The sequence below is a fragment of the Acinetobacter sp. YH01025 genome, from assembly GCF_013420185.1.
In the GTDB taxonomy this organism is placed as follows: Bacteria; Pseudomonadota; Gammaproteobacteria; order Pseudomonadales; family Moraxellaceae; genus Acinetobacter; species Acinetobacter indicus.
This window is the reverse complement of record NZ_VOYR01000001.1, coordinates 442,076-465,107: the sequence shown is the minus strand read 5'-3', so window position 1 is coordinate 465,107 and position 23,032 is coordinate 442,076. Positions and strand designations below refer to the sequence as shown.

Here is a 23,032-nt window from a genome sequence, read left to right as displayed (position 1 = left end):
AAGACAGTCTTTATTTGTAGCATGTTACACATGCTCCACCACCCTCAAAATCATCATAGATAGCATCTAAATCAAGCATTTCAATCACTTTATCATCATATAACTTATTACGACGTTTCCTGTCTTTAAAACGTGCAAGCTTTTTAGCATGATCCGCTTCTATCTGTGCTATACGCTCTGGATTATCTAGAGTACTTAAAGGTGTATCTTTCCCCATCCAATAATAAGTTTCACCATTAGTAGACTTTTCATCTTGAAGATGCTTTTCATATGCTTTAGCCTCCTCAAATTTATCAGGATGACGCTCTTTTAAACGTACCCATTCAATTTTACGTTGATAAAAACAAAAAGTGCAACCACTACGTGAACGCCAATCATAATACTTTGGAAGACCTAAGCCCGTACCTTCTAATATTTCTATGATATCCGCCTTCACCAACCCATCTTCAGCAAAAGGCATTCTGATTGATAAATAATTTTGAGTCGGTATATATCCCTCCCGCCAAGGTTCATCTGCACGAATTCCCACATAACTGACGATTTCATATCCCTCTTCCAAATAAGGCTTTACCCAGTTCTCAAATGGAACCAGCTTCATCTGAACCGTACACCAACGCTGATGACCTGATGGTAAAAAGTGATTATATTCATTAAGCCAATAATCAAAGTCCTTATCTGAACCTAATCTTTCGATTGGCTTACCAAGATAAGATTCTAATTTATTTAGATAGTCCTCAACTTCAGGTAATTCTTTACCTGTATCGGTAAAAAAGTAATCAATATCCAACTCAGGATAATTATCACGCATGTAGACAGCTAATGCTGCGCTATCTTTACCTCCGGAAAGGCCTAAAACATGTTTAATTTTCTTTTCAGACATGCTCTTCATTTCCTTCAAGTTGAACAGGACTTAAATACTGCTTAAGCAATTCATATAAAACCATTGCTTTAGTATCCTTATTTAGACTCATTTGTTCTAAATGAACTTTGAATAATTCCATAGCTGATTCAACTTCAGTCTTAGTTTGATCGGTTATACGGACATCACGATTATATTCCTCAAAACCATCAGGTGTATTAACAATAATTGCTAAATGCTTTTGGCTGTTAGTTTCATTACACTGGGAATTTTTTACAAAGTAACTAAGCTGTTTAAAACGCTGTGCATAACTTGGTAATTCTTCAAATGCCCTTCTCAATGTAGAGTCTGACCAATCCCTTTCTGGCATTTGCGATAGTAGTGTAATTAAATTGCTAATCCATTGCTTAGAGCTTTCCTGGCTTTTAGTTAAATGGAATGCAAATTTTTGAAGCTTCCAATCTGCAGCAGATTTACTAATCACTTCTGCTTGAGCTAATAACTGGGTGTCAAACTCACCGAGCTCTGCTTTTAAAAGGTTTTCAAATCTATTTAAAAGCTCAGGCTTTGCATTATCCAATTCAAGGAATAAATTAGAAATTTCTGCTTTTAGCTGAATAGGAGTTAAAGTATCAGCTTGAAGAATGTCATACATATCTTCAAATAAGAGTTTATATGGATCATCAGCTTTCAAAATGGTTGTTCTTAACTTTTGAGTCGAACTACTAAAAAACTCTATGTCACGAGAATTTTTTATCCATTTTGATCGCTTCATCGTAGATGAAACGATAAAACGCGCGACTTGTAAAGGTTGTGGTTCTATTGTTTTGCCATAAATTTCTTTGATACTTCCTGACAGAGTTAATAAAAAATCTTCTTTTTCACTAGAAGTTTTTACATATTTTACAGCAACCTCATGAGGACGTTTTATTAACTTATTAATAAATTCTTCATCCATATCGCTAATAAAACAATACTCTTGAGTAACATCCTTATCATAAAAAGCTAGATGATCTTTTTTTGCTTGTAACAAGGCCATTGCAAATATTGGAAGGATACCTTGAGGTAATCCAAATGGTTCACTTGCCCAACGAGCTTTCTTATATAGATCTTCAATACTTATTAACTGCTTATTATTTTTAATTGTATCAAAGCCGGTCTCAAGAAGTTCCTTAACCAATTTATGATTCTCATTTTTATCAGCTTTTGGTATTACAAATTCCCACTTATTTTTTTCAGTGTTTAGTTCATGCATACCTAAACGTTTTAAGCAAGATAAGTAAATTGCTTTTTCTGCCGGAAATTTTTCAATTCCTAGGTTTTCTAATTCTGGATTTTCCAGCATTTTTTCAAGGAGCTTTTTACGGCCAGACGCAGCTGAACTTGAGATTTCATTTCTTACAACAAGTTCATTAAAAATTTTCGGGCACTGACTAAACATTTCATCAGCTATATCTGATGCAATAACAGACAACTGTTTATTCTGGTATTTTTTCCCTAAGTAATACCAATTAACAGAATCAAAAGATTTATTAAATATCTTGTCTAATTGTTTATAAACATGATTGTAGCGTACTTCAAACTCTTTATTTGATGCAGAATCAAACATCAACATAGTTTGGTCTTTCTTAATTTGTTGTAATACAAACAGCTCTCTAGCCCAAGTATCTATTTCTTTATAACTATATGTTTTAGCTAAGATATATTTAGGAAACTTTGTAGAAAGCCCTTGTATTTCTTTCTCAGATAGAGATTCTTTAGCTAAAAGAATAAAATTAGCAACTGCTTTATTTACACCATTATTTTCTATAGTGTTCAAATTAGTTAATGAATGGATTAAGAATTTCCCCATCCATCTCATAATTCCTTTTTCTTGATAATGTCTTTTTGCTAATACAATATTTTCTTTATAATTTGTTAGCTCCAAATAACTTTGATTCTCACTCAAGTTTTTAAGTTTTGAATTAACTAAATCCTGAATATTAATAGATGAAGAATTTACAACTACATAAGAATTAGTCGTATTCAAAAATCTTATAATTTTCCATTCTTCTAATATATCTAAATATTTATCGATCAGTTCTCCCTGCTTATCATTACAATAAAAACTATATTTTAATAAATCTCTTGTAGGATATACACCTAAGGACTTACCAAATATATTCATCATTGCAATAGATTTAATGAGGTTAAAACATAATTGCGCTTGTGCAATTGTCTTATCCTCCTCATTTAGTTTCTTACTCACTAAAGTAAGAGACTGCTCGACAATACCCCAATCATGTCCTTCTTTCGAACTTAAAATTTGATGCTGCAAGTTATGACTTAGATAATCCCATAGATCGACTATGGAATATTTTTGCTCTAGTGAAATATTTGCATCAAAGAACTTTCTTAAACTGTAAGGCTCTGCAGACATTAAAAAGCTAAATATACTTCGTTCATTTTGACTAAAGCTACTTTTAGCAACTGCACCTAGTAAAACTGAAGTAAGAGGATGTAATGGCAATGCATTATAAAAATATTCCTTAACTTTAGGACTATGCTCTAGTAACCTAGAACCAATAAACTCTTGAACCTTATTGATTAATTCCTGATTTTTTTCTTCCACAACATCAGGCAAAACTAGTTCTGTTCTTTTAATAGTCTTTGAGATAAGAGCTATAGATTCATCCAGAGAAATACGATATGAAATATCAATATATCTTCCCTGAATTTTTGCCCACTCTAAAGCAATTTGATGATTTAACCCTTTAGCATAATCAGCAAAAGACTGATGTAAAATACCCATAAATACGAATGGACATTCTTGCTTAGATAACTGTTTTATCTTTTCAGCTAAATCTTGAAAGAAATGTAAATTTCCTGAATTTCTCGCAAAAGTTTCTAACAACTTACCCATTTCATCTAAAATGAACAAAGTTCCAGATATTTTTCCTTTCAAATTATTAAAAATAGAGATGATAAAATTTAATAACTGGTCTTCATTTTTAATATCTTTATCTATCTCTCCCTTAACACAGGTCAATAGCCCAGCTACTTCTACTGCATTTATAATAGATTTTCGCAGAAGTTCAATAGGCTCTACTACGCCTGCCACTGCCTTAATGACAAGCCAAGGCTTAGTATCTATCTCTTTTGTAGAGAAAACCCCTTCTAATTTTTTTTCCAATACTGAATCATTAATGAGTTTTTTGACAGCACTACGTACCATCCTATCTGGGTGAACATATCCTGTTAATATTGCAGCTAAAGTGGATTTACCAGTTCCATAGCTACCCGTTACTGTAAATGTTGAGCTTGTTGAAGACACTAACGTTGATAAAGCATTGTACGCTGTTCCATGAAATACAATTTTTTCAAAAAACTCTTTTGAAATTTCAGCATCTAATCGAGTAGAAAGTAGATGATTAACATTAACTTGGTAATACTGGTTCAAATTACATGTTTTCATCTCAATTCTTCTCACTATAAATGTTTTCTAACAAATTATCTAAGTTGACTGCTCTAATATCATCACAAGCCAAGCTTCTGATACCTTTACTATCTGACCAGTAGAATCGGCTATCTAAATTCGCACACTGATTTAAGTAAGCATCTATACCAAAATTATTAATTCTAAATAAACGACCTGGGCTACCTGGCATTGTCAAAATGCTATCTACACTAATAGTTGATGAATCCATAAAATACATCTTCCAAAAGTCCACTAAACAGTAGAGAAAAACCTCTGGCTTAAGATCTTTATGTTCTGTGAAATCAGAGGCATACGCATTACCTGAAATTTCATAAATAAGTTTCAATTCATTTAAAGGAGAAACAAAAGATTCCTCACCTTTAAAATTTTTATTCATTTTTTTTGCATAACATAAAATAAAACAGTCAAAATCTTTTTGAAGAGTAGCAGGCGCAGAAATTTTCTGATTTTCAGCTAATAGCCAATCAGTGAGTTCACTCACTAAATGATCCTTAGTAAAATATTGTGAATTAGAGAAATTGAAATACCATCGAGAGAATGTTAGCTCAGTATAGTTTTTTTGAATAAAATAATGTAATAACCAATTTGATTCTGGTTTTTCTAGATAGGGATCTAATTGTTCAACAATTTTCGTTATATCTGAAAGATATCTTTCTTTTAGTACCCCATCATTAAGAGGTTTTAATCCTGTTATTTCAGTCCAATATTTAATACTGTTGACCATATTCTTACCAACACCTAGGTCAACAACTAGATTCTCTTCATTTTTTTCATTATAATTTAGATACTTATAAGCCTTATTTAACCAACCATATCTTAAAGCAAAGGTTTCATGACCTGAAAAACGAACTGAAAAATTCATAACACTCTTTCAAAAAATTTACTGGATAAATCTCTCCAGTGTTATACCTAGTTTGTTCTATCTAATCAATAAGAATTCAAAACTATGCGTCAATCTATGACATACTAATTATGCTATATTATTCAACCTTTTATAAATAAAAAGTCAAATAAATCAAAATCTTACACCTTGCGCCAAAATTAAAAATTTATTTTTTCAAACACTTATATCCATAGCATAATGCTGTCACTAAAAGTTTAGTCAGCAATATAATCCTCAAGTGAATAAGCCCAAAAGGCTATGATTTAGAGTTATGTACTTTTCTTAGTATACTTTTTAAAAATGAGACATTATCACCTTATGAGTAAGCGTCCGCTGAACCCCATGCCTATTTTTTAATTTGAGTTGGATTTCCAGCGATGTGGTAGTAATTCTTCTATTTGGGTCGCTTTATGCGTCGGCAGCCTTTTCAGCACATCACTGAGATAGGCATACGGATCCAACCCATTCAGCTTTGCTGACTGGATTAAAGTCATGATATTTGCCGCTCGCTGTCCACTGCGCAGCGAACCTGCAAACAACCAGTTCTTACGGCCCAATGCCCAGGGACGCATTGAGTTCTCTGCCCAGTTATTGTCAATGGGTAGATTGCCATCATCCAGATAGCGGCTTAAGGCTGGCCAACGCTTCAGACTGTAATTGATGGCCTTGGCGGTTGGAGAACTCGATGGCACCGTCAGATCATGTTGGTTGAGCCATTCATACAGTTGTTGCATCACCGGTTGGCTGTGCTGTTGTCGGTATTCGCGGCGGTGTTCTGCTGTACTATCGGTCTTTTTCCTGAGTTCTGCTTCTATCGCATACAGTTTCTGAATCATCAGTAATGCCTGTTCAGCGATCTGACTTTTCCCGGTCACATGCAGTTCATGAAATTTACGACGTGCATGTGCCATGCAGCCCACCTCAATGACATCGCCTGATTTAAAGCGTGCTTTATAACCACTGTAATCATCACAGACCAGATGGCCCTGCCAGCCATTCAGGAACTCTTCTGCATGCTGACCTGAACGGCTATCCTGAAAGTCATAGATCACTGCCTGAACTGGATTGTACTGTGTGGTGGCATAGGCCCAGACATAACCTTTCTTCGGTTTCTTCTCATTCTCACCCATCCGCATGATGGTGACCGGCGTTTCATCGGCATGGATCACCCGCTGTTGCAGCACCACCTGTTTTAAGGCATTCGCCAGAGGTTCCAGTTCCACACCGCAGCGACCAATCTGAGAAGCATTGCTTCGTAAGAGATAACGTGGATCTGGACAGATCAATGCCCGCCCGCTGATAGATCAGGCGCTGACGGTACAGCGGCAAATGATCGGCATACTTCGATACCAGCACATGGCTCAGTAGTTCAGGACTGGCAATGCCTTTATCAATCACATAGGCGGGCATCGCTTGCTGAGTCAGGGTGTCACACTGATCACAGACCCATTTGCCACGCACATGCTGTTCCTTATAGAACTGTGCCGGTCTGAAATGCAGTTTTTCACTGATATCTTCGCCGATACGACGTAACTGGCAGCCACAACTGCATTGGGTTGATGCAGGTTCATGCTCAATACGGATGGTGTGTAGATGATCCGGCAGCAGTCGACGTTTAGGTTTGTTGACTGTGGCTTTCTGTGTCGCTGCATCGGTTTTATCTGCATTCAGCCGCTCCAGTTCCAAATCAACTGCTGCGATATCCTCTTCAACCGCTTCGTCCCACAGATGGATTTGTTTTGCGGTGAGATGTTCGTTTTTACTGCCGAATTTATGCTTTTTAAACAGCGCCAGTTCATGCTCGTATTTTTGATTGAGAATAGAAAGATGCTGAACTTTAGAATCTAATTGCTGATTGGTGACTTCAAGATGTTGAACTTTGGCATCTAATTGCTGGTTTGATTGTGCTAGAGACTGATGCTGCATCGCCAACTGCCTGGTAAATTCCAGCAGTTGTTCATGGGTCAGTTGGCTTAAGTCAGGCAGCGTATTCATGACCGCAGTATGCCTGAGGTCATGAGAAGAATGAAATAGAACGTTTGGAGAATAGCAGAATGGAACAGCCTGGTTTAAAGCATCGTCACCACCTGCTGTCGTCCAATGCGCTGCCAGGGCAAACCTTGGATCAGTGCCTGTAACTGTTCCGGGCTGAGGGCCACGGTTTCACCTTGGTGAACTTGAGCCCAGTGAAATTTGCCCTGTTCCAGCCGCCGGGCACACAGCCAGATGCCCAATCCATCATGTACCAGTACTTTCATGCGATGGCCACGTTTATTACAGAACAGGTAAGCACAATGCGGTTTGATGTAGCCAAAGGCTCTCACCACCTGAGCCATGGTCGTATCCATACCTGCACGCATGTCCATGGGCTGAGTAGACAACCAGATTTCATCAATGCGGATCATGTTGCAAGTGCCTTGAGTAATTCTGCCAAGGCAGGTATTTCTGATGTCTGCCATTTTAGCTGAATATCATTATTCGTATGAGGCACGGTGATACACAACGTGATCCTCTCATCAATAGGTTGGCTGATTGCAGCAGTGTAAGGCAAAGCAATAAATGCTGGATTCACATGAGTAGGATCCTGCACGGCACCATCATGATGGCTGAAGATCCTGATCCAACGACTGACAAGGTTGGCATTAATACTATGTTGCAGTGCGACCGAAGCGATCGAGGTATTAGGATTTTTGCAGGCATTGACAATACTGAGTTTGAATTCTTTGCTGTATTTTCGGCGTTTTTTAGCAACAGGAGGTGTTGCTGAATATATATCCATGTTCATGGATTAAGTCCCCACTTGTTTTTAGGTGGGAACTAAATTAAGGCTTATAGGATCGCTTGGTAAGGCTGTGTTAGCCGGATGCTTACCCTTATGATCCATAAAACTCTGCACAATATAAGAAATTAAAAACTAATGACTAAATTAGCTTATAACCATTGCTATATATGCTATTAGGTTTAGCAATCGACTTAATAATTACTGACTAAGTGACTAAGTGTGTAAAATCTGTTTCGTCACTTAGTCATTCCTATTTTTATTGGCGGATTCAAGCGGCAAGTGCAACAGTATAAAAACCAGCCATAACTTCACTCGGTGTATACCAACCTAGTGTTTTTCTAGGACGATGGTTGAGTGCAAATTCTATCTGCTCTATTTGTTCGTTTGACACGTCATCAAACGATGATGATTTTGGCAGATATTGACGGATTAAACCATTCGTATTTTCATTTCTAGCTCGCTGAATAGACTTGTAAGGATCAGCAAAATACGTCTCTATGCCAGCATCAGTAATTCTTTTGTGTTCGGAAAATTCTTTGCCATTATCAAATGTTACACTATAAGCATGGCTCATTTGTAAACGATCTAATGCACAAGTAATCGTTTGAGAGGATGCTCTCGTTGGCCCTAAATGAACAATATGTACATACAGGCTCTTTCGATCAACGAGAGTCAATAAAGCACCTTTATGATGTTTACCAATCACCGTGTCACCTTCGAAATCTCCTAAACGTTGTCGTTGATCAATGACCTGGTCTCGGCAGTGAATACTTGTTTTATCAATGATTTGACCCCTACGATCCGTGTTTTTGTAACCGCGTTTTCGATATTTCTTCTGATGCCTTAAGTGTAGATGAAGTTTACCGCCTTTTGATTTATCTTGATAAATGTACTGGTAAATCCACTCATGTGAAGGTACACCCAGCCAACCGCGTTGTGTTAAAGCACCTGAAATTTGTGAACCGTACCGGGTTTGTCGGAGACCAACTTTCTTGAGAGAATGTTCCAATGACAAAACCAAAATATACCCCTGAAATCAGAGAAAGAGCGGTTCAATTATTGATTGAATCTGAAAAAGATTATCCTTCTACTTGGGCTGCAATCACAGCTATATTTAAGTCAGTAAACGCCCTACCGCCTTTTACTCTATCTGCTGTTCCATATTTAAAAGACATATAGCACACACCGCCACGGCGTAATGCAGCATGAATACGTTTTAAAACATCAGGGAGTCTATTACGAGCACAATGTAGTAAAGAGGCACATGCCCATACCCCATCATAAACATCGTGCATATCAAGCTCATAAAAACTTTGCTGCTGAACAGCGATACCAGTCAGTTGGCTCGCTCGTTCGACCAATACTTCAGAATAGTCCGTCGCATCCACTTGATAGCCTTTATTTTTAAAAGCCAAAGTGTCACGCCCTGAGCCACAGCCTAAATCCAGGATGCGAGCAGAATCTGGCAACTCAGCTAAAAATGGTTGGTATAGGCTTTCCATATCCACATACAACGTGGCTTGTAAAAATTGATCTGCGTATTGGTTGTAATAGTCTATTGTTTTCATATTGGTTGCTTAGGCTAAACACTGACCCCAGTCTACTAAAAAAGAAAAAGATAAGGGAGCATTTGCTCCCTTATCTTTTTAGTCAAATAAATCTGCTCTTACTTCTTCCAAAGCACGATCTGACTTAAAACGATTACATATCGGGTGAATAATTGCTCCATTTTCTAAAACACCATAACCACCTTCTGCTTTCGATTCTCGATGATCTACTTCAGTCGACTCAAGGTATAAAGCGCTATCACATACTTCGCAATAGCTCCATGTTTTCCTTTCCTCACGTTGATAAAGATTTCTTTTGGTCGCGAGTGAAAAATTTAGAGGTTTTTTCTTCTGTGATGGTCTTACTGATTTCACAAAGCTCACAACATCATCCACAATGCTCTCATCATAATCACCACCAAAACGGTCAAGGTAAAAATCATTAAAATTAATATAATCAAATGATTGACTCATCGAAAGAATGACTGTGTTCAAACAAACTTCATCTTCAAAATCTAAATCCATATTGAGTCCAATACAGATAAAGGCTTGATACACGTTCTTCAATCGCTCATGTGATCTGATCCCACTACCAAACTTACCGACAGTTTCTTTGATGGCCACAGGAATTTTTTCAATTAAACTTTCAACACCACGGCGTGCTCGGGTAAAACCAATAAAATCTATCTTTTTATTCTGTATTTCAAAACAGTCTTTTTCAATTTCACAGACGATAGAGAACCAGGCCAAAAAGGATGTCACTTGAAAACGATTATCTTTATAAAAATATAGTTTTGGGTGTAAGCCCAAACTTGGAATCCGAATACTAATTGGTGGTGTAGCGATACGACACAGCACAACTCTAAGTTTTAGCATTAAATTTTCTACACGCTGACCTTGGTCTATATTCACAGTATTCTGACTAGTATCACCAAACATGATATTCAGGAGTTCATTGACCAAGCCGATTTTTTTACCGTGTGTTAAATCTGGCTCTAAAAGTATTATCTTAAAAAGATGATCATGAATTTGCTCACCCAAAGTGATCACTTCATTTATCCGCTCGTAATTCAGTTCAGCCAAGTTGGATTTATTATCGTTTATATAACAACACGCATAGATCACATAAAAAGCATCACTCCCCCTATTTTGTAAATGATATTCTTCATCTGGATCTAATCGCTTCGTATCCGAATTGATTGAACAAAAGGCTTTTCGAGCTTCCTCAGGTGTCCCAATCACTTCAATAAAATTAATTTTGGTTGATTTTAATTTTTGCTGAAACTCAGAATCGCTACATAACTCTTGAAAATCAGCTAATCCACCTAATCGATTACGAATCTGACGAATATCTCGTTTTTGTGGTGCCGTGAATTTTGGGGCTCCTATTACTTGCTCATCAATAAAGTATCTTTTAATCCAAGCATAAATGATTGAAATCCTGTGCCCACCATCGATGATATAAATATTACCAGCAGCATCTTTCCAATAGCGAACGCATAAATTGACATTACGATCATTCAAACAGTTTAGAATAAACTCCTGAATTTCAGAAGGGCTCCAACACTCTGTGGAGCGTTGATTGTCTGCTTTATATAGTTTTTCTAGGATCTCATGGTTGGCGAAGTCATAAAGTGATATTTCAAAGTTATGGTGCAGATTTGAGTGCGACATTTCGTCAGGCACCATCATTTTTCTTTGAATAATATTGGTTAAAAGCTTAGTACGGGCCATTTTATTTTCTCTAGGCAATACTTCTCTAGATCTCGTGAGATTACGAAATTAGAAGTAATTAAAATTGAAATCAGTGATAAATGAATTAAAAACTCATTAACTCAGAAGTATCTTTTTGCTAGAGAAAAAACAGATAGAGATAGTATAAAAACGCATTTTAAACCTCGTTGATAGATTGTCGTTTGCCAACATCCTTTCCACGAGATGGAGGCAAACCAAATAGGGTGTGGAAATACCGCTCAACGAAACGGCCAGTCAAAGACTGCCCTACCTGGCTTACCATAAAAGCGCCATGTAGACACAAAAGAGCCACTAAAAGCGACTCTTTAGTTCGTTGAGTAACAGGTTTCCACGCCTGGTCACAGATTTTGCTGTAACATCTTTATCTTATGTGCATAAATTCAATTGGTCAAATTTTATGATTAATATTTGATCAATTGATTCAAAAATAATTACCTATATTTTTAGAGGCTTAAGAATACAGATAAGTATCTTATAATTTCTACAATATTTAGTTGCTGTAAACTGATCGCAATGAAACTCTATATATTTAAGCAGCGTAATTTAATAAAGGAAGTAGATTGAAACTGCAAATTTTATCGGATACTCACAATTCTAAATATTCAATATCAGAGCAAGCTGATGTCATTATTCACGCTGGCGATTTCTCTAATCGCTTAAGTGGTGCAATTGAGTTTGCCGAAAAATGTAAATCTCTGAATAAAAAATTTATTTTTGTTTTAGGTAATCATGATTACTACAGCTCTAACTACAGTTCAGTCGTGAATTTCTTGAAAGAAAACTACCCTGAAAATGCACTACTTGACGACAACCATATCAAAATTCAAGATAAAATATTTGTAGGCGGCACGTTATTTACGAACTTCCGCTCTAATTCCCCACTTACATCTCCTAACGTACTTTTACAGTCTCAAAAAGATGCTGAACAATCGATTTATGATTTTGATCAAATCATGATTGGCAGTGATCATCGAACGATAACTGCTAATGACTACATAGAATTATTTAAAAAATATCATGAAAATATTATGAAATTTAAGGATCAAGATAATGTGATTGTCATTACTCACTTCCCGCCTCATTTAGCTTGTCTTGATCCATATTGGGGTACGCATCCTGTTGCATCAGCACTCAATCCCTATTTTATTAATGACTTAGATATAAAAGGCTTTAAATTATGGATTGCAGGACATACGCATACATCAGTGGATACTGTAGTCGATGGATGTAGATTAGTGATCAATCCATTGGGTTATCCGCCAGAACAAGGTAAAAATGGGTTTAGAGAAAATTTGATCATCGAAGTTTAAGTAGTCATACCCGTATTGAAGTAATTTAAACCAATTCTAATATCATACATCCTATAGTACTGTTGATTTAGCTTTTACACCATGAACCAGGCGAAACTCATGTTGATTCCTTTAGATCCAGAAAATGATTGGAAAAATAAAATTGCAGATCAAATACTTAAAGATCTACTAGACATCCATAAAATCCAAGGTAATTCTATTAAAAAAATGAAAGCAGACCCAAATGGTGTTTTCTATGTGGAAGAGGAAATATCAATTGACGACTTACTCAAGCAATTTTGAACTCTGCTCATTGAAACGATATAAAGCGCTTGAATTTTATATTTAAAAGCTTAACCAAATTGTATCACCTGTAGATGCGTACATAGCTTCAGCAGTTTCTTTCAACACATCACTCTCATCCGTTTCCATTGATAGTTCATCACATGCATGATACCTACTATCGCTTGTGGAAAATAAGCTAGATTGAGCCGTAGTACTATGCTGTATAAATCTAGTTCTATCTTGCTTTAAAAGCTGCACACCACGGTAGCTAGCACGCATTTGATTTAATACTTGAAGACGTCTTTCATTTGTAGTCATTATTACTTTTCTCGACATTCATTGTCTCCTTGATTTTTATCTGAAATTAAGATTAATAAATTATGACATAAATTAAAATTGAGTAATGATCTAACTATCCCGCAATACCTCATTAAAATCACAGAGATAAAATAAAAACTTAAGTAATGTCTTAAAAATCAATCCTCTAGAAACTCCATCTTATCTTAATCAGTTCTGACGATTTTCGTAGGAAGTTGATCAACTCCGTTTAGTATAGCCTGGATATAATCCTCCTTTATTATTTCATCTTTTTTGATTTTTTACTGAGGATTCATAGGCTTTTTTTGCATTATCTTTAGAAACAATCCGATCTACTATAATATCTATCTCACTTTACAAACTTTTCAAGATCTTGCTCTTCAACACGCTGATATGAAGACGAACTATTAATTAAAGAATACCCTCTTCTGAGTGCCAATTCTTTATTAATTTCTTGCTCAGCTATACTTGTCTCGCCGTGACTTTTTATGTATTCAGCGCGTTTTTGTATAAATGCTCGCTCACGCTCTTGAACGCTAGAATTCACCACCGTATGTTCTATTTGACGAGTAGCCACATAATTATAGGCAATTACTCCGCAAAGTACGATTAAAAAGAAACTGAGTTGCCTCTTTACACTTCGACTCACAAATAATCCTTTAATATTCAGTCAATACTGAAGTTATCATGTACTCATGAAGATGAATTTAAAAACTATAAGGGCTGACACTATAAAGTTTCATTACTCGCCCCTAGGGTTAAACTCTTTAAATTCATCAGCATTGCTAGCAAATTCTGTAAAAAAGTTATGCCATGTAAATAATGACTCTAATTCCTGTTGATTTTGAATCGGTTTAGGCAACTTATATCCAATGACCCAATATGGTGCTGTACAGCAAACATGCTCAGGTATAAGGACTTGCTGTAAGGCTGTTTCAGCACTTACTAAATATAAATTATCGTATAAATAAACGATATTTCCTTGTAAAGCTTCTTGAATACAATGATCTACATCTATATGGGTATCCTTCATGTAGTCCGTCTCCATTTTTTGAAATCACATTCTTAAACTTGTTAAATTATTTAACGCAGTAATTAATCATTAATCTGGGCTAAACTCCAACGGCGATAGATGACTGCTAAAAATAAATCACTAAAGATTTTTTGGCAGGTATTATATTTATAGTTGTAATTACTAATTACTATGCTTACCCCTTTCTTACTTTTAGCCGCTTCAAGTTCAGCTTTAATTTCCTTCCATGACAGTTTTGATATTTTAATTTTTTCTTTAAACTGCTTGTATATAAATTTTAACTCACGACAAAATTTATCAAACTCCTGATACTCTACTTCGCTTTGGATATACACCTCCATACGAGCATCTATAAGACGAATACGGCGCTCAAAATAATCTAACGTAAAGTTACTATCCAGCACAGCTGTGAAAATTTCAAAATCAGCTTCGCTAAATACATTTCCAGACTTATTTCTATTGATATGCTTTAACAGCATGTCTAAAGGATTACTTTTAGAAATATCGTTTTTTTGTTGATGGTGTCTATTTTTATACAGGTTTGAGGCCAAGTCTCTCCCAATTTCTTTCAACTTCAGATTTTCATTTTTTCCTGAAATTACATCTATAATATCATTCAATTCTGATTTCAGTTTGAGCCTTTCGGTTACATTATCAGTTTGCTCTACATCTTCACATTTTAATATCTGAGTATGCCACCGATCAGGAAATATTGCGTCTTGAATAATCTTTGAATTGGGAGCTATCTTCTCTAAGATTTCTTTTAATTCAAGCTTTTCTTTCATTTGAGACGTATTCAATTGTTTCTTGAATACTCTACAAGAGAGTAAAGCTCTTACAATATTTGCTGATATTTTACTTTCATCTGGACATAATGCATCCCCGACTAACATTGAACCAAAATGCAGGTAATAGTTGGCTGTCATCTCAATAGATGAATGGCCAATAAAATGTGCCAAAATCTTCCAAACATCCTGACGTCCAGCAATACTGTCCGTATTACCCAATAAATAATTTTTAATTTTGGCAATATGATCGGGTGAATAGCCGATCCAACTTTTAATTAATGTTTCACTGCCTTTCAAAATTAAAGCTAAATTGTTTGTCGCAGTATGCCTAAAGCTATGAAAGGAATAATCGTGTGGTTCGTTATTGAATAAAGTATCAAAAATTTCCTTTGTCTTAGCACTAATAAAACGAGATGAAAAAATTTGACCAAATTCATCTTGGAAGATAAAACAGTCTTCTCCCCCTAACCATTTTTGACCAACTTTTACATTAAGATGCTTTTTGATTAGGCCAATAAATTCATTCAATTCACATTCAGTCAGCAACTCATCAAGACAAATTCCTCGTTTTGCATTCGTCGTTTTAACCTGACGATGATAATTATTATGAATTAAGATTTTGATAAATTGAGGATTGCTTGCTGTTAAATAATAATATTCCTCATTGCCAATTGTTTTAGGATCTAGCTCAATCATGACTAAATCTCTTAACCGTAATCCAAGAATCTCACCAATCCTTAAACCTGTGCGGTAAGCAAGCATACAAATTATTTTGAATATACTTTTTTGTTCTTTACTCAGTTCAACTTGGCGACCAATCAAATTATTAAAATGCGCCCACATCACTGGGGTTATATATGATGATCTACACATCTGAAGATCATCAGATTTTAACTGGTCTAAATAATTTACTCGAGGAGCATCAAAATTATGCATTAAACTTTTATGAAATTTTTTTAAATTTTTTACAGCTTTACCATAGCTATTATATTTCACCTCCCTAACATTATTTTTAGATGCTTTATTTTGTCGTTGCTTATCAACAATAAATTTTTCACTTAAAATATACTCATATGCTCCCTCAAATTGTTCTTCATCCATCTTCAGAAGATCAAGGTCATGAGTAACAACATACATAAAAAGGTCTTCAGCGAATGAGGATTTATAAGTATCCAAGGAACTCAGCGCAATTCCGTCTTTTGCTCTAGAAACATTTGAAGATTGACCGCTCACGAGGTAATCCCGATACCATGTCATCAACGCAATCTGAACACTCACTAGCGCAATATCTTTAGCTATTTTATATGTCTGATTACTATAACTTTCTTTAAGTGACTGAATATCTTCTGACAATTGTTTAATGGTCTCGGGTTTTTTTCTACCTTGAAATTGCCCTATCAATCCTTTTTTAATTTCTGCGGCACAATGATATTCTGTGCTCAGTTTTTGTATATTTTCAGACTTAGGCTTTCGAAAACTCCCGTTCGGATCATCAAATGCATTTTCGGAAGTAATCAATTTCTTTTTTAAAGATTTATTGTCTTTAAATGCATCAAGTGTCTCAAGCATTTTTAAGGTTGACAATGATAGTGCAGCGCTGTCTAACGCCCCCTTAGATAATGCTGTTGTGAAACCATCAAGCGTATTCTTTTGACTAAAATACTGCACGTAATCGACATGCTCAAATAATTGATATTTTTCCTTTGCAAAATAATCACGTAAAACACTATTTTTATCGACATCCAATATAGCCAAATCAATATATTGATCAAAGCCTTCATCATTTTGAGCATCGATAGACTCTATAAGCTGAACGAGCCTTTTTTCTCCCTGACGCCTTTCACTTTGAGTTTCAAACTCAATTATATTGATGAGTCTCACCATCATTAACAAACTAATTGATGTAAGATAAATTTGTTTAATTTGGAATGAATTATCGAGATATACTAAATTCGCATATTTCTCATTTTCTACTGGATAATTATATAAATAACCCGTTTTTGATGAACCTTGACAATATAGGGATACAAGTCCACTCGACAATTCTGATGGTTTTAACTGATCATTTGAAAAATATGCTCTGAGTGATCTTAAAATCGCCATTAAGTCTTTTTTATGACTACACCCACAATCAATAATTAGTGCCATTAAAAATTGTCGAAGAAGTAATTCCTTTTGCTCATCCGTAAAATCAGCATTAAAAACATCAGTTTTAAGCCTTTTCGGTAATTCAGTCTCCCAAAAGAAATGCAACTTGAGCTTAAACTCATGTAACCTTTGCCCTCTAAGCAACTTCATTTGCGTTGATTCAATATCTTTAATATTTGGAGCTGAATATGCTCTTTGAATAAGCTTAATTTCATATTGATCCTTTAACCACGGTAATTGTGACTCTATTTCTTGCTTTTTTTTCACACATAATTCAGACCAAAATCCCCTTAATTCTTCCAAATCTTTTTTTGAGATTTTCCTATTGCGAAAGTATTTCTCTACTTTAGCTCGATTCGAATACATTTCGTTTTGAATAAGATCATCAAGTTTCTTTTTTTCACAAGATTCCGTGATCTCATGGATAAGAAATTCTGAGATTTTTTCAAATAAAAGATTCGTCGAAGACTCTAGCTTAGTTCGAATTTTTTGTAACTCTTCATCTTTCATGATTGGCTCACCACTGATTTTAATCCCAGTCTTTTAAACAGCTGATTTACTGCATCTTGAATTTCAATCATGTAGGTGTAGGGCTGTAAAGATGAATATTTTGAAAATCCGATCTCATTTTGTTGATCGTGCGCATACCAACTCTTAAAAATCGCATCAGGCAATTCCAGAAAATTCCTTACAAAATGGCGCGTCCAATTGGGATATAACTCATCCATTTCAGGAAAGTTTTCTGATAAATAAGATGCTATATGCTTTTGTGTAAGTGGCTCCAATGTGAAGCTCATGAATTCTGAACCTTTCTTCCAATAAGAAAGGTAATAGATATGATCTGCTGTATTAGCTAGCTCTAAGGCATTAATGTTTTTGATAAATTCATCATAATGCTGTAACTCATTAACAACGAATTCGATCAGAGGTGAATAACGACCATGTGGACGAGATCTACTGCTCTTATCATGGATATATGCAATATTAGTAATAAAATCAAAATTTTCTCTGATACTAGATGCACCTATAGCAGGACGTGCACCTGAAGACAATAAACAACAAAACCAAATCCAAACACTGAAAGCATTAAATTTTTCAGCAATGTCTTGTTCTTCTTTTAAAACTTGGACAACTTTCAAGTTTAATGTATTTAAGAATTTTTTCGCATTATCAAATGACCATACACGCTGACTTCCTACGCGGGCTTGCTCTTCTACTTGAATAAATTGCGGACGATCTAAAACATTTACCTCGTTTTTATTTTGAAACCATAGATATATATACTGCTCATATACCTCATTTAACTGTTTATAAGAAAATCCCCCATACGCTAGATCAGGTTGATGTGAAACCTGTCTACCGATTAAGAAATTTTTCGTAAGATCATCTTTACATATACGGTTCAAATGAAAGGAAAGTTGTAAAGCAATTGAAGTAACTGATATCGGGCCTATACGACGATGATAAAACCATTCTGATAAAGACTTTTCGAAATCTGTATTCGTTAGATTGGAAAGGTTAGCCTTTCTAATTCTATCAATCCACATAGCAGGAATTTGAAATGCCCAAGTTGTATGCTCGTTATATTTATTGTCTTTTTTAGCAATTTGACCTTTCAAATTTTTATTTACATTTGCATCAACGATCCACAAATAATAGGCACGATTGGGGCTACGTTTTAATTGCTTAGTTTTTAGCAACTGGTCGATATCTTGAAATATAACGGCACTCTGCCCGGTAAAGATTGACATCAAGCAACAAGCTGCTTTTGCAGATTCCATGATATCTTTGTTTTCATGAAGTTGGTCAAGTAAAACCTGGTTTACAATTTTTAATAAGGGTATGTCCAAATAGTAAATATTACTCACCGTTGGTTGCTGAGTTCTATCTATATGACGATTCAATCTTTGATTTGAGACAAATGGTGCTAGTCTACGCGTATCTTCATTTAGATTATAATCATACTGCTTAGAAGTCTTATCTTCATCGACTTCATCATCAATGTTATCTTTGTCATCTGAGTAATCAGACTGACTCTCGGTGACCAAAGGTGGATTATGATATGTCTGCGGATCAACGTCCAAATCCTCTATATTTTCAATCTCATCCGTCCTTTTAATTCTTACGTTGTGGCGATAACAGATATCCTCAACTGCGATTCTGTACTCGTCTAAATACCTTGTTAGAGATTTGATTATATTTTCTGAAACATTAGCATCAAGGCGCTTACAGAATTCTGTGACATGTACATTTTGGGCTTTTGCATAAGTATTGAATTCTTTAATGGTCTTAGCCGTATGATCGAACTCAATAAGATGATTAAAATATTGAGAAATTATAGGTAAAACTTCAGAAAGAAAACCTTTAAAACTTTTTTCCATCATTTTTAAAATTAGATAGAAATTATAGTTTAGCCTTTCAATTTTAGCTTGAGAGTTCTCCATATTGGACATCAACCCAATTAAAAAATTTACAACATTAAAAATTTTTAAAATATTTTGGTTAATCGAAATCTGTTTTTCTTTATTTATAACATCCAAATCTTCAACATTTTTATATAAAATGCAGATACTTGATGACCCTAAAATACTTTTATACTGGGTTTTAGATTTATTTATGTTTAAATATGAATATATACCTTCACATAAAACTTTTAATTCCCTCATAAATTCATCAGTCATATAAGTATTATGAAAATCTTTTAAATCACATGATTCTAATAGAAGCAAACCTTCTCTATATGAAGATAAAATTTCAGTTAAACAAGCACACCTTGATTTAAAAACTTCTAAATCTAATTTATTATTCATTTCAGCACTCCACAATATCAACTTTCGATTTTTCAAAAATATTTCTAGGTAATTTAAAATAATTTATAAAATCTGTTTTATAAATTTTACTAGGAACATGATATTTATTCCTCTTCAAGATTTCCTTATTAATTAAATAAAATAAATTTTCATCTTCTAATTTAGTTAAATAATCAAAAAGTTCCTTATAGAAGTTAATTCTATATTCACATTTTATTTTGTGACTTTGAAGATAAGTAAATAGCTCTAACCAAAAAATATAGTTAGCTTGATTCTTAAACCAATCTTCATTACTTTTAGCTTCAATAGATAAAAGATACGTATGTTGTGTAAGACTCAAATAGTCTTTCTTAACGCGAGTAATCATTGACTTTTTCAGTCGATCTTTTGCATTTTTTTGATCACCTACCTCAACATTAGTAAGCTTTATTGTCTGGTCGATTATGTCGGAGAATTTTCTTAGCGAACTTTCAGTTAATTTGGCTTGTTGCCGGTCCGATAGCTTAAAACTCTTCTTTGGTTTAGCTTGTTTTTTGGACATTATTAGCTCCAAATTCATCATTCTAAAAATTTCATAAAGGCTTTTTTTGAGCATGAGAAATCTTAGGACCTAAATCTCAATCAAATTTAAGCTAATGATATTTTTAAAAAATCGATTATAAATTTTTTCTGGATGAGCTAGCTTTTCTTGTTATTGCGTGTCTTTTTTATATCAAATGCAATAAGCCTTAATAACAAGAAAAACTGTCTCGATTTTTCTAGGCTTCTTCTTTGACACAAGCAAATTTGTAGACTTCCGCCTTACTCCAACGAAGACTACGTCCATGCCTAATAGGATTAATAGGCCCATTTTCGTACAATGCCCATTTACGCAGTGTTTGTTCTGCATACCCTAATAAACGAGCAGCTTCACTAGTAGATAGCAATAATCTATCTTCGGTAATTTGTTTAACTTTATGTTTCATGTTGATTAAGGTATCTGAATTAATATATTTATATAAAACTAAACTTTTTAAGTAATTCATATACATCTGAAACTTTTTTATGATTTCATAATACTAAAGAAGATTTAAAAAAACCCAGAATAAAAACCATGGCATTGATTTATATGAGATATTTTTGATGAAAATATGGAACCACAAAAGTAAAATGAGTACCTTCCAAGGGACTGTCAATCTCATTATCTTCAACAGCACTCAGTTCGGAAGAATCGGTCTAACAAACCAAAATTCTTTATATACTTTCTATTACTTAATTATAAAATATAAAAATTATAATTTTACTGTTCAAATAGAACCTCATTAAAAACCATTAAACATAATAATTAGACCTCTTGCGAAAGTATTATTTTGACTATTTTAGACTTTGATATTTATTTAAAAATCAAAGCTTACCACTGATTAAATTTTGACTAACGCAAGATATCTATTATATTTATTATTTTTTTGAAATATATTATTTAACTATACTCCTTAAACATCATTATTTAAAATCACAATATACTAAAGAATAAGATTACAATTAAAAATTTATCATACAGTTGACCTACTTCATTACAATAACACAATAACAGGTTAAGTTAATATATCAATTGGGTTTAATTTTTATATTTTATCAGCAGTGTAAAATATCCCTATAGCAGTATTAAAAGTAACCCAATAGTTAATATAACGTCATTTTAAAATACTCAAAAATTTTATTTTTAGCACAAGAAGTAACAGTCCACACACCGTATAAACAAGGTTTATTATTTTAATTTAATAAATCAAAAACTTGTAGTATCTAAAAATACAATGCGTAAATATTTACAGCTCAAGTTCACACTACAGTATCGGCTTATAACCTAGAATATGTATTCTTGACTTATATAAACTTTATTTGCTCGAACGCATAAATGCTGTTTATCCTGAATGGATTCCTGCCGTTGTGTTCTACCAAGAAGTTTTAGAGTTTGAATATCTAGAAACGGTCAGAATCTTAAGGGAATATCTTGCAACAATATAATCAGTCACCAAACTTGAACTCTAACAGCTCAACTGTGTTAAAAAAAATATGGTTTTTGCCCCCGCTATGTAAGCCCTACTATGTACAGACCAAAGGCAAAGTTGAACGCTTTAATGAATACCTCAAATCAAGACTATATTAATGGCTCAACTAACACCATCTGACGCTGCTATCGGATTCCCTAACCGCTCTGAGGATCAACTACAGCCTAAAAAACTGGCAAGCACTCTGGCCGCTATCTGGTTGATGGTAACTTACCAATCAACATAAGAAGCATTGCTTCATAAGGGATCTAAAATCAGATGTGTTCCAGGGCCTTGGGACGTAATAACTAGTTATTTGCTGGCTCGATGAGCAGTTGTCAGCGAGCAGCTAATATCATACACCTGATTCAGTCAGCAAAGCTGAATGGACTGGATCCGCATGCCCAATTAAGTGATGTGCCGAAAAGGTTGCCGATACATAAAGTGACCCAGATTGAAGAATTACTTCCACACCGATGGAAACCCAACTCAAATTAAAAAATAGCTATGGGGTTTAGCGAATGCTTACAGAATAATGTTGATTTAAGCTGCTTACCATTTGCTTACCAGAATCTAAAAACAAAAAAACCACTTACGATTAGTACACGTAAGTGGTTGTTTTATATGGTGGGCCCAGACAGACTTGAACTGTCGACCAACGGATTATGAGTCCGCTGCTCTAACCAACTGAGCTATAGGCCCTTTTCACTGAAATTGTTATATATCAACAAGTTCAGGCGCCATGAATACTATCGAAGATTTTTTTAAAATACAAGCCCTTTCAAAATCGCTTGTACAGTAAGACAACAGTTAACCAGAAGCTCAAAAATTAGCAGGAAATTGCACAACATCATCTCATCAAGCATTGCACTGAAACTGCGCTCATATCATGAGAGGTAAATTCGAAATTTATTTTTTTTAAGATAAAAAAGCAATAAATCAATAAAAAATTATACTTTTTTGAAATAACTTTATACCGTGAGTACAAAAACTTATAAAGTATTCGTACTGCTGAAATTTTAAACTCTTT

17 protein-coding genes, 1 tRNA gene and 3 pseudogenes are annotated in these 23,032 nt (G+C 34.5%); 4 read left to right on the top strand and 17 right to left on the bottom strand.

Translation table 11 applies throughout. The annotated features are described in order from the left end of the window. Positions 1-10: 10 nt before the first annotated feature. The 7 genes and pseudogenes from FTT89_RS02190 to FTT89_RS02160 form a co-directional block, all read right to left on the bottom strand. Complete coding sequence (locus FTT89_RS02190) at positions 11-880, bottom strand: phosphoadenosine phosphosulfate reductase family protein (protein WP_180172647.1); 870 nt, start codon at positions 878-880, stop codon at positions 11-13. Beyond that, complete coding sequence (locus FTT89_RS02185; RefSeq protein ID WP_180172646.1) at positions 873-4,313, bottom strand: hypothetical protein; 3,441 nt, start codon at positions 4,311-4,313, stop codon at positions 873-875. Before FTT89_RS02185 ends, FTT89_RS02190 begins: the two co-directional genes overlap by 8 nt. A gap of 1 nt (position 4,314) precedes the next feature. Continuing rightward, complete coding sequence (locus tag FTT89_RS02180) at positions 4,315-5,199, bottom strand: DUF4007 family protein (RefSeq protein WP_180172645.1); 885 nt, start codon at positions 5,197-5,199, stop codon at positions 4,315-4,317. Positions 5,200-5,573: 374 nt separating this feature from the next. Continuing rightward, positions 5,574-7,215 (bottom strand): annotated as a pseudogene (locus FTT89_RS02175) (IS66 family transposase). 74 nt (positions 7,216-7,289) lie between these two features. Beyond that, a complete protein-coding gene (gene tnpB, locus FTT89_RS02170; RefSeq protein ID WP_000618091.1) occupies positions 7,290-7,625 on the bottom strand; it encodes an IS66 family insertion sequence element accessory protein TnpB in 336 nt (111 codons plus the stop codon). Continuing rightward, the gene (locus tag FTT89_RS02165) at positions 7,622-8,005 is read right to left on the bottom strand and encodes a transposase (protein WP_019383553.1); all 384 of its coding nucleotides are present in this window, start codon (positions 8,003-8,005) and stop codon (positions 7,622-7,624) included. The genes tnpB and FTT89_RS02165 overlap by 4 nt, the downstream gene beginning before the upstream one ends. Before the next feature lie 265 nt (positions 8,006-8,270). After that, complete coding sequence (locus FTT89_RS02160; RefSeq protein WP_257229672.1) at positions 8,271-9,017, bottom strand: IS30 family transposase; 747 nt, start codon at positions 9,015-9,017, stop codon at positions 8,271-8,273. Here FTT89_RS02160 and FTT89_RS02155 point away from each other — a divergent pair. Next, positions 9,011-9,139 (top strand): annotated as a pseudogene (locus tag FTT89_RS02155) (IS3 family transposase); the annotation flags it as partial. The gene FTT89_RS02160 and the pseudogene FTT89_RS02155 sit on opposite strands and share 7 nt — an antisense overlap. Here FTT89_RS02155 and FTT89_RS02150 read toward each other — a convergent pair. Further along, on the bottom strand, positions 9,082-9,570 hold the full coding sequence (locus tag FTT89_RS02150) for a class I SAM-dependent methyltransferase (RefSeq protein ID WP_257222427.1): 489 nt from the start codon (positions 9,568-9,570) through the stop codon (positions 9,082-9,084). The pseudogene FTT89_RS02155 and the gene FTT89_RS02150 sit on opposite strands and share 58 nt — an antisense overlap. Before the next feature lie 78 nt (positions 9,571-9,648). Next, positions 9,649-11,283 (bottom strand): HNH endonuclease, encoded by a 1,635-nt coding sequence (locus FTT89_RS02145; protein WP_180172644.1) that lies wholly within the window; start codon positions 11,281-11,283, stop codon positions 9,649-9,651. Between the two features lie 581 nt (positions 11,284-11,864). On the opposite strand from FTT89_RS02145, the gene FTT89_RS02140 reads away from it, so the two are divergent. After that, positions 11,865-12,614 (top strand): metallophosphoesterase, encoded by a 750-nt coding sequence (locus tag FTT89_RS02140; protein WP_180036609.1) that lies wholly within the window; start codon positions 11,865-11,867, stop codon positions 12,612-12,614. Between the two features lie 99 nt (positions 12,615-12,713). After that, positions 12,714-12,896: a hypothetical protein gene (locus FTT89_RS02135; RefSeq protein WP_180061961.1), complete on the top strand. Its 183-nt coding sequence runs from the start codon at positions 12,714-12,716 to the stop codon at positions 12,894-12,896. 42 nt (positions 12,897-12,938) lie between these two features. Here the strand turns inward: FTT89_RS02135 and FTT89_RS02130 are convergent, their stop codons facing one another. The 7 genes from FTT89_RS02130 to FTT89_RS02100 all read right to left on the bottom strand — a co-directional run bounded on the left by FTT89_RS02130 (position 12,939) and on the right by FTT89_RS02100 (position 20,940). Further along, complete coding sequence (locus tag FTT89_RS02130) at positions 12,939-13,214, bottom strand: hypothetical protein (RefSeq protein WP_024435959.1); 276 nt, start codon at positions 13,212-13,214, stop codon at positions 12,939-12,941. A 331-nt stretch (positions 13,215-13,545) separates the two neighbouring features. After that, a complete protein-coding gene (locus FTT89_RS02125) occupies positions 13,546-13,845 on the bottom strand; it encodes a hypothetical protein (RefSeq protein ID WP_179989159.1) in 300 nt (99 codons plus the stop codon). A 93-nt stretch (positions 13,846-13,938) separates the two neighbouring features. Next, entirely contained in the window at positions 13,939-14,229 is a 291-nt protein-coding gene (locus tag FTT89_RS02120) for a hypothetical protein (RefSeq protein WP_005236317.1), read from the bottom strand. A 62-nt stretch (positions 14,230-14,291) separates the two neighbouring features. Continuing rightward, complete coding sequence (locus FTT89_RS02115; protein ID WP_179988449.1) at positions 14,292-17,675, bottom strand: integrase; 3,384 nt, start codon at positions 17,673-17,675, stop codon at positions 14,292-14,294. After that, positions 17,672-19,975 (bottom strand): hypothetical protein, encoded by a 2,304-nt coding sequence (locus FTT89_RS02110; RefSeq protein ID WP_179997035.1) that lies wholly within the window; start codon positions 19,973-19,975, stop codon positions 17,672-17,674. Before FTT89_RS02110 ends, FTT89_RS02115 begins: the two co-directional genes overlap by 4 nt. 1 nt (position 19,976) lies before the next feature. Further along, the gene (locus FTT89_RS02105; protein ID WP_136144442.1) at positions 19,977-20,516 is read right to left on the bottom strand and encodes a hypothetical protein; all 540 of its coding nucleotides are present in this window, start codon (positions 20,514-20,516) and stop codon (positions 19,977-19,979) included. A 217-nt stretch (positions 20,517-20,733) separates the two neighbouring features. Next, positions 20,734-20,940, bottom strand: coding sequence for a helix-turn-helix domain-containing protein (locus FTT89_RS02100; protein ID WP_005399592.1), 207 nt, complete (start codon positions 20,938-20,940; stop codon positions 20,734-20,736). A 1,193-nt stretch (positions 20,941-22,133) separates the two neighbouring features. On the opposite strand from FTT89_RS02100, the pseudogene FTT89_RS02095 reads away from it, so the two are divergent. Continuing rightward, positions 22,134-22,500 (top strand): annotated as a pseudogene (locus FTT89_RS02095) (transposase domain-containing protein); the annotation flags it as partial. Between the two features lie 127 nt (positions 22,501-22,627). On the opposite strand, the gene FTT89_RS02090 reads toward FTT89_RS02095, so the two are convergent. After that, positions 22,628-22,704: transfer RNA gene (locus tag FTT89_RS02090), tRNA-Ile, on the bottom strand. Positions 22,705-23,032: the final 328 nt, after the last annotated feature.